Source organism: Candidatus Cloacimonadota bacterium (genome assembly GCA_021734245.1).
Lineage (GTDB): Bacteria > Cloacimonadota > Cloacimonadia > Cloacimonadales > TCS61 > B137-G9.
The window spans coordinates 1-11,914 of sequence record JAIPJH010000095.1 but is presented as its reverse complement, the minus strand read 5'-3'; the positions used below and the strand labels follow the sequence as shown (position 1 = coordinate 11,914).

At 37.2% G+C, this 11,914-nt stretch carries 12 protein-coding genes; all 12 read right to left on the bottom strand.

The genetic code is table 11. The features are described 5' to 3' along the window. Positions 1-377 precede the first annotated feature (377 nt). On the bottom strand, positions 378-2,372 hold the full coding sequence (locus K9N40_11640; protein MCF7815119.1) for a hypothetical protein: 1,995 nt from the start codon (positions 2,370-2,372) through the stop codon (positions 378-380). Between the two features lie 3 nt (positions 2,373-2,375). Beyond that, positions 2,376-3,356: a radical SAM protein gene (locus K9N40_11635; protein ID MCF7815118.1), complete on the bottom strand. Its 981-nt coding sequence runs from the start codon at positions 3,354-3,356 to the stop codon at positions 2,376-2,378. A 2-nt stretch (positions 3,357-3,358) separates the two neighbouring features. After that, positions 3,359-4,090 carry a ribonuclease III gene (gene rnc, locus K9N40_11630; protein MCF7815117.1) on the bottom strand — a complete coding sequence of 244 codons (732 nt, stop codon included), beginning with the start codon at positions 4,088-4,090 and terminating at the stop codon, positions 3,359-3,361. A gap of 54 nt (positions 4,091-4,144) precedes the next feature. Continuing rightward, complete coding sequence (fabF, locus tag K9N40_11625) at positions 4,145-5,389, bottom strand: beta-ketoacyl-ACP synthase II (protein MCF7815116.1); 1,245 nt, start codon at positions 5,387-5,389, stop codon at positions 4,145-4,147. A 61-nt stretch (positions 5,390-5,450) separates the two neighbouring features. Further along, positions 5,451-5,681 carry an acyl carrier protein gene (locus K9N40_11620; protein MCF7815115.1) on the bottom strand — a complete coding sequence of 77 codons (231 nt, stop codon included), beginning with the start codon at positions 5,679-5,681 and terminating at the stop codon, positions 5,451-5,453. Between the two features lie 58 nt (positions 5,682-5,739). Next, positions 5,740-6,483 (bottom strand): 3-oxoacyl-[acyl-carrier-protein] reductase, encoded by a 744-nt coding sequence (fabG, locus tag K9N40_11615; GenBank protein ID MCF7815114.1) that lies wholly within the window; start codon positions 6,481-6,483, stop codon positions 5,740-5,742. Next, the gene (gene fabD / locus K9N40_11610) at positions 6,483-7,421 is read right to left on the bottom strand and encodes an ACP S-malonyltransferase (protein ID MCF7815113.1); all 939 of its coding nucleotides are present in this window, start codon (positions 7,419-7,421) and stop codon (positions 6,483-6,485) included. The genes fabG and fabD overlap by 1 nt, the downstream gene beginning before the upstream one ends. An 18-nt stretch (positions 7,422-7,439) precedes the next feature. Beyond that, complete coding sequence (locus K9N40_11605; GenBank protein MCF7815112.1) at positions 7,440-8,435, bottom strand: ketoacyl-ACP synthase III; 996 nt, start codon at positions 8,433-8,435, stop codon at positions 7,440-7,442. Positions 8,436-8,490: 55 nt separating this feature from the next. After that, entirely contained in the window at positions 8,491-9,486 is a 996-nt protein-coding gene (gene plsX, locus K9N40_11600) for a phosphate acyltransferase PlsX (GenBank protein MCF7815111.1), read from the bottom strand. A 22-nt stretch (positions 9,487-9,508) separates the two neighbouring features. Next, positions 9,509-9,688, bottom strand: coding sequence for a 50S ribosomal protein L32 (gene rpmF, locus K9N40_11595; protein MCF7815110.1), 180 nt, complete (start codon positions 9,686-9,688; stop codon positions 9,509-9,511). 183 nt (positions 9,689-9,871) lie between these two features. Further along, positions 9,872-11,221 (bottom strand): thymidine phosphorylase, encoded by a 1,350-nt coding sequence (locus tag K9N40_11590; protein MCF7815109.1) that lies wholly within the window; start codon positions 11,219-11,221, stop codon positions 9,872-9,874. 409 nt (positions 11,222-11,630) lie between these two features. Further along, positions 11,631-11,914: transglutaminase domain-containing protein (locus tag K9N40_11585; protein ID MCF7815108.1), on the bottom strand; the 284-nt coding region annotated here is incomplete at its 5' end.

Below are 11,914 nucleotides of genomic sequence, written 5' to 3'. Positions count from 1 at the left end.
AATGGATTGCACCACAGCACCGGGAAATTATAAATGCGTATGGAATGGAAAAAACGATGCTGGAAAGAGCGTATCTTCAGGCGAATATTTCGCAAGGCTTAAAGTGAATGGAGAAGAAATTGATGTGAGGAAAATGCTGTTGATGAAATGATTCTATCGTCATCCTGAGAAATTCTTTTACAGCAGATTTACTACTTGTCCCGTCTAAGCTGAGCGAAGGCGGAAGGATAGACAAATCTATATTTCGTAGTTTGCCAAGGAAAGTTCCTCAATATGACGGATTTTTTTACGTCATTTTGACGAATCTTGCGAAGGTTATTCTTTTGAAGAATCGAAATTGCAGTTACAAAAGTTGAATGGCTTTAACCAAGAATCGCCTACAACAATCCCCAGCGTTTACGAAAGAACAATTCCAGGCAAAAACTGATAAGAAAAGCTGCGATCAGATACCATTTTGTGTATAATGGAATTTCGATATGAATTTTGTTGATGATCTTTTCCTGATCTTCAATTTCAACTTTATCGGCAGAATTGTATAACTTTCCACCAGTTGTATTGGCAATATATTTTAAAAGTACATCATTTATGCCTTTGTCCATATTTTCAGAATTGAAATCCTGAACAGAAAATTCACCTTCGGTTTCCAATTTTGAAACAGAATCCATAATTTTAAATCGATATTTTCCTGGTTGCAAATCTTCAATTGTAATTTGATATTTATCAGCGAATGCTGTAAAATAATCTTCTTTAATCAATTCGTCAGCGTCATTATAAAGTTTCAGCAAAGCATCAGCATCAGTTGCAGGATTAAATTGTTCATTAAAAATTTTTAAGGAAATACTAACGGATTCACCTGCAAAATAGGAAGTTCTATCAGTGTTAGCTACAATTCTATCAGATTCCTGTTGCCCAAACCAATTTATGAGATCATGCATAAAAGTTTTGTAATGATTTCCGCTTTCCCACATCTGCCATTTCCACAAATTCAAAAAGGCAAATTGCATTACTTTGCCAGCTTCATAAGTTTGAAATAATATTGCCGGACTTTGTTGTTCGTTATCGAAAGTTGCCAGGATCTTTGCCTGTAATTTGGGATTCACATAAAAGTAATCAACTGGCGGTATGTTATTGGGAATATCGCTATTTTTCCAGCGGAAAGTGTTAAATTCTTTACTTGCTTCGCTAAATCTGATCTGACCTTCAAAGGTTCTATTAATATTTGTTTTCTGGGATGGTAAAATCGCTTGCAAATTATTAATATGTTCTCCCTGGAAAATAAAGCCACTACCTTTTGAAATGAAATTGTTGATGAGGTCAGCTTGCGGGGAATTGATCCGTAAACTTCCATGATTTATGAAAATAAGGCAATTAGCGTTCGTTAATTCTGTGGCAAAATCAGTTATTTTGTCTTGAAGATAGAACTTGCCTTTTTTATTAAGATAAACGGTTTCCCAATGCTCATCATCTGCCATGCTCTTGATGATGAAGCTTTCATTCCAGGTAAGTTTATCCGAAACGATCATACATTTCAATTTATTATTTCTAATCTGAATGGAAGATGGATATTGATTGTTGCTGAGATTTTTTTCTTCCAGAGAATCAGCTTTAACTACGATTTCCAAATTATGCAATCCTGCTTTTGTAAATACATGGTCAAAATCGATATCAACAAATCTTTTTTCGTCAAAATTTAGTTTCTTGATCTTTGAAATTTTGCTATTAACTAATAATTTTGCTGTGGCAGAACCTGAAAAATTTTCTGCATCGATCTGAGCAAACACAGGTACTATTTCATCCTTATAAGCGGTATTACTGAATTTTACATTTGTAACTTTCAGATCGAAATCTGAATATTTAAAATCTGGTGCAAAAGTATTGATGGGAAGATCAAAATTATCCAGGAAATTCAGATTTTCATCCTTTAACCAGCCATCAGAAAAAAGGTAGATCGCTTCAAGATCTTTCAGCTCATTTTCTCTGCGGAATTGAACCAGACTTTTTCCAAGAAATGTGTTGTTATCTATACCATTCAACCCATTTGCAAAACTTAAATTTTCTACACCAAAACCTGAATTATCAAGTTTGGCTCGAATCTCACTTCTCAGTTCAGAAAAAAGCTCAGATTTGGAATTTTCGTCTCCCTGCTGCTGCATACTCGAAGATGTGTCGGTTAAAAGCAGAACTCGAGGTTTTGTTAATTTGCTTCTTGTATAATCTAAAATCGGATTAAAAAGCAGGATCAATGCAATTGCAATGGCAACGGTGCGCAGAAACAGCAACAACCATTTCTGCCAGTTCTGCAATTGCGGAACGGTTTTACGATAAAACCAGAAACTTATAACAAATGCGATTATTATTAAACCAATTATCATGGTTTACCAATAATCTTGAGGAGTTTTTTCTGTGAATAAAAATCTGCTTTTTTCCAATTCAGCATCCAGAATTATGGGTAATACAGTAATCTTCAAAGCCGATTTTAATCTATTCAAATATAAGGAATTAAATCCTTTTAATAATGATACATCTTTTGTTGAAATTTTAAGAGTTTTATTTTGAAAATTCTGTATGATCTTGTTAAATAGTATTTCAGCTCTTACCAATTCTCCAAAAGACTCATGGTATGGTCCTGCTGCAATTTGCTCTGGTTCGATGTCGGAATGCAGACCTGTTTTGATTATTTTAATATCTGTTTCTTCAAAATATTCAAAAGCAAATGCAGTAGTCTGGATTGCTTCTTCTAAACTCAAAGGGCTGTATTTTGCTTCTAAGAAGCTTTTTTCGAGATCAGTATTCTTTAGTACAATTGCCGGATATAATCGTACAAAATCTGGAGACAAGGATTTGGTTACTTCCAAAGTTTCCTGCCAGGATTGTATACTGAAATCTGGTAAACCCGGCATCAGTTGAATTGCTAATTCAAAGCCATTTTCCCTGATTGTTTTGCAGACGGAAATTGCCAGTTCCGAATTATATCCGCGCTTTGAAGCAGTTAAGACTTCATCATTGAAACTTTGAATTCCAAGCTCGATAGTTTTTACGTTATTTTCCCGGCAGAAATCCAGAATATCCTGATCGATGGAATCGGGTCGAGTTGAAATGCGAATTGAACAATCATCTCCAAAAGGTTTGACGAGATCAAAATAATCTTGCTGTTTTTCTTTTGGCAGGTTAGTAAACGTTCCACCAAAAAAGGCGATTTGTTTGTCGTTATCTATATTATAATTACAAAATTGATGGATCTGTTTTTTTATTTTCTCCAGATCTTTCAAAGTTGATTTGGTAATAGTTTTCTGATTGCAGTAAATACATTGAAACGGACATCCCAGATGCGGAATGAAAATCGGCAGGATTTTCATATTTATAGATTCAGGTTCTGGCAGGCAACTTTTGCTGCACTTTGTTGAGCTTCTTTTTTGTTTTTTCCTTTGCCCAGACCTGATTGTTTATTGTTGATATAAACTTCGACGGTGAAAGTTTTATCGTGTTCCGGTCCTTCTTCAGATATTATTTTATACTCTGGCGTATTCTGAAATTTCCTCTGAGTGAATTCCTGCAGAACACTTTTATAATCACGGAAATCTTGTTTGGAAACTGCTTTTTCGCTGTTCTTTAAAATAATTTTGTTTATAAAATTTCGAACATCTTCCATTTCGCCATCCAGATAAATAGCGCAGATGATCGCCTCCATGCTGTCACCAAGGATAGAGGTAGATCTCTTTCCTCCACTTTGGATCGCTTCTTCACTCAATTTTATATATTCGTTGATTCCTGTCTGTTTGGCTTTCATAGCCAGGAATCTTCGGGAAACGAGTTTGGATTTCAGTTTGGAAAGCTGTCCTTCGGAATAATTGGGATATTTTATAAATAATTCTTCTGCAACGATCAAACCTAAAATTGAATCTCCCAGAAACTCCATCCTTTCAAAAGGAGAATCTTCAGAATTTTCCAGGGAAGTGTGTGAGATTGCTGCATTTAAAAAGGAAAGATTATTGAATTTGTATTTTATTATTTTTTGTAGTGCGATGAGATTTTCATCTTCTTCCTGTTTGGAAGATATTTGATTTAGGAAATTTTGTAATATTTTATTCAATTTTAAATAAAAAAAATGGGATAAGCAGGAAATGACCGGCTTATCCCATTAAACTTAATTATACTTTTTAAACAGCATCACGGCGTTATGACCGCCAAATCCAAGTGAGTTACTAAGTGCGAAATTAACGTCATAATCAATGCTGCCGTCTGCCACATAATCCAGATCACAAACGGGATCAGGATTTTCCAGGTTGATAGTCGGATGAATTTTTCCATTCTGGATAGTTTTGCAGCAAACTATTGCTTCGATGGCTGCTGCGGCTCCCAATGTGTGTCCTACCATCGATTTGGTGGAATTCACCTTAAGTTTATAAGCGTGATTACCAAATACAGTTTTTATTGCTAATGATTCATTCGGGTCATTCAATGGTGTGGATGTTCCGTGTGCACTGATGAATTCAATTTTTTCTGGTGCAATTCCGGCATCATCCAAAGCATTTTGCATCGCTCTGGCACCACCTTCGCCATTATCGGCGGGGGCAGTTATATGGAAAGCATCACAAGTTGCACCGTAACCTACAACTTCTGCGTAGATCTGGGCTCCTCTACTTAAAGCATGTTCCAGCTCTTCCATTACCAGAACGCCCGAACCTTCTGCCATGATGAAACCATCACGGTCTCGATCAAATGGCCGGCAGGCTTTTTGTGGCTCATCATTACGTGTAGAAAGTGCTTTCATCGAACAGAATCCAGCCACAGCCAATGGTGTGACAGAAGCTTCCGCTCCTCCGGTCAGAATTATGTCCGCATCACCATATTGAATGGTGCGAAAAGCAGTTCCTATAGCGTGATTTGCCGATGCACAGGCGGAAGTAATATTATAATTAATTCCTCTCAGATTAAATTCGATCGCTACTTCGGCAGAAGCAATATTGGAGATCATTTTAGGAATGAAAAAAGGACTGATTCTGCGTGGTCCTTTCAATACCAATTTTGATGCTTCCTGTTCAAATGTAAGCATTCCGCCAATTCCAGAAGCTATCAAAACTCCTGCTTTGTCATGATTGAAATCTGCTGCATCCAAACCTGAGTCTTTCATTGCTTCATGCGAAGCGATCAGGGCAAATTGAGAATAAGGATCCAGCTTCTTTCTTCTCTTGCGATCAAAATAATCTTCGTAGTTTAAATCTTTTACTTCTCCTGCGATGTGGCTGGCAAAATCATTCGTCAGTTCAAAACTTTTTATCGTATCTATCCCTGACTTTCCTGCCAATAAACTTTGCCAAGTTTCATCTACAGAATTGCCTACAGCATTTAAGGTTCCTAATCCTGTAATTACAACTCTTCTTTTACTCATAGTTTCCCCATCTAAATTCGAAAGAATAATGGTGGAGAAAGCTCCACCATATGATTATATTCTAAACTTTTCCTTGAAGATATTCGATTGCTTTTCCTACTGTGGTTAGATTTTCTGCATCTTCGTCAGGAATTTCAATGTCAAAATCTTCTTCGAATTTCATGATAAGTTCTACAGTGTCCAGAGAGTCGGCACCAAGGTCATCGATGAAGCTAGCTTCGGGCGTTACTTCACTTGCTTCTACACCGAGTTCTTCAACAACGATTTCTTTGATTTTTGCTAATAAGTCCATATTTCCTCCTGTTTTTTTTTGACTCTATTTTTTTATGTGTCAGTTTTTTTGGGAACGGCTACATTATCAGACCGCCGTCCACATTGATTGTCTGACCGGTTATATATTCAGCTTCATCGGATGCTAAAAATACACAAACTTTTGCTACATCTGCCGGAGATCCCATTCTGTTGAGTGGAATGGCAGCTGCATATTTTTTTACTACTTCTTCTGGGAGTGTATCTGTCATTTCAGTACGGATAAAACCCGGTGCAATTGCATTTACGCGAATATTTCTGGAAGCAAATTCCCTGGCTGTTGATTTTGTGAGAGCGATAATTCCACCTTTGGAAGCTGCATAATTTGCCTGCCCTGCATTTCCCATGATTCCAATAACAGAAGCAATATTTAAAATAACACCGGAACGCTTTTTCATCATGAAGCGGCAAACTTTCTGTGTACAATTGAACGTTCCTTTTAAGTTTACTGCCAGCACTGCATCCCAGTCTTGTTCTTTCATTTTCATGATAAGACCGTCGCGAGTGATACCTGCATTATTAATAAGAACATCTATTTGTCCAAACTGTGCAACAATTTCCTTGAAAATTGCAGCCATCTCATCTGCTTTAACCACATTCCCGGCAAAGCCAACAGCACGCCAGCCTTGATCGTCTATTTTTTGAACTGCTTTATCTACATCGTCCTGATTTAGATCGATGATAACACATATTGCTCCGTTTTTGGCAAACTCTTTGGCAATACTGAATCCAATTCCACGAGCCGACCCGGTTATTACTGCAACTTTATCTTCTAATCTTTTCATCAAAACTCCAACTCCTCTTTTACTGCTTTCAAAGTTTCAATTGTGTCGATACTTATTACTTTAGCATTTCTGTCAATTTTCTTAAGCATTCCTGCCAAAACCTGTTTCGGTCCAAATTCTATAAATGTCTCTACACCTTTATCTATCATAAATCGAATAGAATCTACCCAGAGAACGCTGGAAGTTACTTGTTTTGCCAGATTTTCTTTGATAATTTCGGTATTTGTGACAGGTTTTGCACTGACATTACTGATAACGGGAATATGTGTTTCATAAAAAGTAATTTCTTCCATTTCGGATTTCAGCCAGTCGGCAGCTTTCTGGATAAGGGGAGAATGAAATGGACCACCTACAGGAAGTGGAACAATTCTTTTTGCACCGGTTTCTTTCAGGATCGAACAAGCCTGGTCAACTCCAGCTTTGGAGCCGGAAATAACAGTTTGGACAGGTGTATTGAAATTAGCAGCTACAACGACTCCTGCAGTTGAAGCTTCTTCGCAAGCTTTCGCAACAGTTTCGCTGTCTGGCCCGATAATGGCAGCCATGGCAAAAGGTTGCCCGTCATTTGCTTCAATCATGAATTTTCCACGTTTATGAACCAGATACATGGCATCGTTCAAATCTAAAACGCCATTGGCAACTAAAGCGGAAAACTCGCCTAACGAGTGACCGGCTACAAAATCAGGTTGAATATAAAATTCTTTCAGTACTGTTCTGAGTGCTGCAATACTGTGGAATAAAATTGCCGGTTGAGTATACTTTGTGTCCTTAAGTTGCTCCTCAGGACCTTCTTTCATTATTTTATAAAGATCAGTATTATTTTGTTCATCAAAATTGATCAGGACTTTCTCTAATTCAGGATCGGCTTGAACGAAATCCATAGCCATTCCAACATATTGAGCACCCTGACCCGGAAAAAGAAATGCTATTTTGCTCATGTAAAAAAAAATCTCCTTTTACAAACGAAATAATAAACTGCCGGAGGTAAGACCAGCGCCAAATGATGCCGTTAGAATGATATCGCCATGACGAACTTTTCCATTTCTAATAACTTCATCCAAAGCAATTGGTATGGTGGCAGCAGATGTGTTTGCATATTTTTCGATGTTAACGATCACTTTATCATTATCTATTCTCAATTTCTTGCCGAGAGCTTCAATGATCCTGAGATTTGCCTGATGAGTAATAAGCCAGTCTATGGATTTTATATTCATATTATTTCTTTTTAGAACTGTGTCACAAGCTGAATACATCGATTTTACAGCTTGTTTAAAAATTTTGTTTCCTTCCATATAAACGGTATGCAAGTTTTTCTCTACCGATTCCTTAGAGGCCGGCATTCGAGAACCACCAGCTTGTTGAATCAAAAGATCATAATAAGTTCCATCAGCCGTAATTTTTGAATCGATGAAACGAGAAATATCTTTGTTTTCGGAACGGGAAATTATAGTTGCTCCTGCTCCATCTCCAAATAAAACGCAAGTTCCACGGTCTTCCCAGTTTGTTATCTTAGAAAGTATTTCAACCCCAATAACCAGTATGTGTTTTGCAATTCCATTTTCAATATATTGTTTGGCAATATTAGATCCATAAATCCACCCTGTACAACCGGCAGAAATATCAAAAGCAGGAATATTTTTGATTCCCAGCATTTTCTGTAAAATGCAAGCTGTAGAGGGAAACATGTGATCATTTGAGACACTGGCAATAATTATCATATCGAGGTCTTTGGCTTTGATGCCGGCACTTTCCAAAGCCAATTGCGCTGCTTCATAACTTAAATCGGAAACAGCCTGATCATCGGCTGCAATATGTCTTTCGAACATTCCGGTTCGAGTGCGGATCCATTCATCAGTTGTATCTACGATCTTTTCCAGATCGAAATTATTTAATATTTTGTCGGGAACATAATGTCCAGTTCCAGAAATTTTAGCATTATATTTTGCAATCATTTGTACCACCTTTGTTTAAAATCGCAAACAAAAATCAAACGACCAAGTCAAGATATTACAAATTCTCATAATATTCCTTCGCATGAGATACAAAACCTGATTCTGCCATTTTTGCAGCAACCTTCACAGCGTTCTTAATGGCAGTTCCATTGGATCTTCCATGTGAAACCACAGCTATTCCATTTAATCCGACCAACAATGCTCCACCATATTCAGTATGGTCAAGCTTCTTTTTTAAATATGCGTACACAGGAAATGATAAAAGCGCTCCCAGCTTGGCTATCCAATCTTTTTTTATTTGTTCTTTCATAATGGAAAATATTGAATATGCTGCGCCTTCCACAGTTTTTAACATCACATTTCCTACAAATCCGTCACAAACAACAACATCAACGATTCCTTTCAGAAGGTCTTTTCCCTCGATATTGCCGACAAAGTTTATATCTTCTGCTTCAAGAAGTTGCTGGTGAACTGTTTTGTATAACTCACTGCCTTTGGTGATTTCTTCTCCAATATTGAGAAGAGCGACTTTGGGATCAGATATTTTGAAGAAAAAACGGGAATAGAGTTGACCTAAACGAGCAAACTGCATCAGGTTTTCGGCACTGCAATCAACATTTGCACCAACATCGAGAATAATCTCGGGATGATTCTGTGTTGGAAAAGCGGTAGCAATTGCGGGGCGAAGAACATTTTTGATTCTTCCCAAACCAAACAAAGCAGCAGCCATAACGGCACCAGTATTTCCAGCGCTTGTCATTCCATCTGCTTCACCATCTTTGCACAATTTGATTGCCTGAACCAATGATGAATCTTGTTTTTTTTTGACTATGGAAGCAGGGGAATCGTGCATAGAAATGGTTTCTGTAGCATTTACCACTTCGATTTTATCTTTTTCGTAATAATATTTTTCCAGCTCTTTATTCAGGATCTCCTGTTTTCCAACCAGGAAGATTTTATCACAAATACCCTCTTTAATTGCAAGAATTGCACCTTCCACTTCGGGGGAAGGTGCACTATCACTACCAAAAGCGTCTATTGCTATGCGCATTAAAAAAAATCCGGTGTAAAGATTATTCTTTTATCTCTACTACCTTCTTGCCTTTATAATGACCACAGTTTGCGCAAATATTGTGTGGCCTTACAGCTTCACCGCAATTCGGACAGGTTGTAATTGCTGGCATTTCAGCTTTATAATGGGTTCTTCTTTTATCTCTTCTGGATTTTGAAGTTTTTCTTTTTGGTACAGCCATTTTATGCTCCTTATATTTTGTATTTTATTATAAATTATTTACACTTAACTTCTTATCTAACACTCAATTACACTCAATTAACATTACAAGAAAAGACACACTATTTTGTGCGGTTTATGTGTCAAGATTTTTGGAAGGCATTATTTGATGTGAGTTTAGCTTAAATTGAATAAAATTCAAAAATTATTCTTCTTCATCCAATCCGCTTTCCAAACCGTAGATCATTTCCATTTCCTGCTGGTAGCTGTCGTCATATTTCTGTTTGGAAGATGTTATGCGATAACTGGCAGCGATTTTTTCTGCTACAAGCTTTCCCGATTTTTTATTATCACATAAAACTTTTCCCAGTTCTGCACCTTCGGTAATTTTTTCTCCTACTTTGAAAGGAAGATAAGCTCCAGAAGCGTAATTCAGCTTAGATTTGATAGTCCGCCGACCAGCGTCAATATCGATGAGAGCATAACCGATTTTCTGTGTATCGATGGTTTTGATCCAGCCAGATTTTGTGCAGATAATTGGAATCTCGTATTTTGCTTTAGGAAGCAGGGAAGTGTCTTCACAGATTTTTGGATTTCCATTTTGTGTTTTAACGAAGTTTCTAAAAAATTTCAAAGCTTCACCATTCTCTAATACTTCATTGAATAGACTTCCAGCTTGTTTGCGATCTTCTGCAATTTCAGTTAAAAGCAGCATTTCTTCTGCTAGAGCTTTGGTTATTTTATAAATATCATCAGCATAATTTCCCTGCAGGAACTCCACACATTCCTTAATTTCAAGCGCATTGCCAACGTAATTTCCCAGAGGAGAATTCATATTGGAAAATACAACAGAAACCTTCTGTCCCAGATTTTCTCCTGTCTTAATAAGTAGATCGGCCAATTGCTCTGCCACACTCATTTTCTTGATGAAAGCTCCTGTTCCAACTTTTAGATCGATTACTAGATTTTGTGCACCTTCTGCAATTTTTTTACTCATGATGCTGGCGGTGATCAGTGGTAAACTTTCTACTGTTCCTGTTACATCTCGAAGTGCATAAATCCTTTTATCGGCAGGAACTAACTCAACAGACTGACTGATGATGCTGAATCCTACTTCATTGACCATTTTCTTGAATTCAGTGTAAGAATAGTCTGTTCGAAAACCGGGAATGGATTCCAATTTGTCCAGCGTTCCACCTGTGTGTCCCAAGCCGCGGCCTGAGATCATGGGAATTTTGGCTCCGCAGGCTGCTACGATCGGAGCAAGCACAATGCTGATCTTGTCTCCAACTCCGCCTGTAGAATGTTTATCGACTGTGTTCATTTCTTTGGGAAAAGTTATTTTTTTGCCAGAATTTATATAAATTTCTGTTAAGGTCTGAATTTCTTCCGGATCCATTTTTTTAAAGTAAATCGCCATCAGCAAAGCTGCCATCTGATATTCTGGGATTTTTCCGTCCAGATATGATTCGATAAAAAAGCTTATCTCATCTTTTGTAAGTTTCTTTCTACTTCGTTTTTTTATAATCAATTCTACAGGATTATATTTCATTATCACTCCAAATTTAACTTACCTTGAAAAGGTTTATAAGACTCTTCTTCCTGGTGAACCTTTTCAAGGTTTATCTAATACTCAACCATTGAAAAGATCGATTGAAAGAATTACTCTTTTTGTAACTTTTTCAAGGTTTAAGGCAACCAACTCTGAAAGTCTCAAGTGCAAGAGTTTGCGGAAGAGAGCTTTTCAGATTTTTTTCACATTATTATTTTCTTACTGCTCAGTACATTCAAGGATTAAGGCAACCAACTCTGAAAGTCTCAAGTGCAAGAGTTTGCGGAAGAGAGCTTTTCAGATTTTTTTTCACGTTATTATTTTCTTCCTGCTCATCACATTCAAGGTTTAAGGCAACCAACTCTGAAAGTCTCAAGTGCAAGAGTTTGCGGAAGAGAGCTTTTCAGAGTTTCTACCACCAAACCTGCTCATCATTTTCGTATGTAAAAATTCGCTCTTCTTTTCGGGAATCAGTTTCTACAAGCCAGTATAATCTTCCAGCAGGAACATCTTCAAAAACGATAGGTCCCGAAGCTGCGATCTTTTTTCCAACAGATTTCCACTCATCCTGCCAGTAAAAAAGTTCGTATTCTTGCCCTTCTTTTAAGTGCACGATCTGTTTCTGTTCAGTTGCTTTGGCTATCTTCTTTTTCGTAGTGGAATACAGCGTCATATTTTGGATCGATCGATTTCCTT

What these genes read in the sequence shown, in the direction of transcription:
- K9N40_11640 (MCF7815119.1), bottom strand. Translation starts at nt 2,372, where the DNA reads ATGATAATTGGTTTAATAATAATCGCATTTGTTATAAGTTTCTGGTTT.
- K9N40_11635 (MCF7815118.1), bottom strand. Translation starts at nt 3,356, where the DNA reads ATGAAAATCCTGCCGATTTTCATTCCGCATCTGGGATGTCCGTTTCAA.
- fabF (MCF7815116.1), bottom strand. Translation starts at nt 5,389, where the DNA reads ATGAGTAAAAGAAGAGTTGTAATTACAGGATTAGGAACCTTAAATGCT.
- K9N40_11620 (MCF7815115.1), bottom strand. Translation starts at nt 5,681, where the DNA reads ATGGACTTATTAGCAAAAATCAAAGAAATCGTTGTTGAAGAACTCGGT.
- fabG (MCF7815114.1), bottom strand. Translation starts at nt 6,483, where the DNA reads ATGAAAAGATTAGAAGATAAAGTTGCAGTAATAACCGGGTCGGCTCGT.
- fabD (MCF7815113.1), bottom strand. Translation starts at nt 7,421, where the DNA reads ATGAGCAAAATAGCATTTCTTTTTCCGGGTCAGGGTGCTCAATATGTT.
- K9N40_11605 (MCF7815112.1), bottom strand. Translation starts at nt 8,435, where the DNA reads ATGATTGCAAAATATAATGCTAAAATTTCTGGAACTGGACATTATGTT.
- plsX (MCF7815111.1), bottom strand. Translation starts at nt 9,486, where the DNA reads ATGCGCATAGCAATAGACGCTTTTGGTAGTGATAGTGCACCTTCCCCC.
- rpmF (MCF7815110.1), bottom strand. Translation starts at nt 9,688, where the DNA reads ATGGCTGTACCAAAAAGAAAAACTTCAAAATCCAGAAGAGATAAAAGA.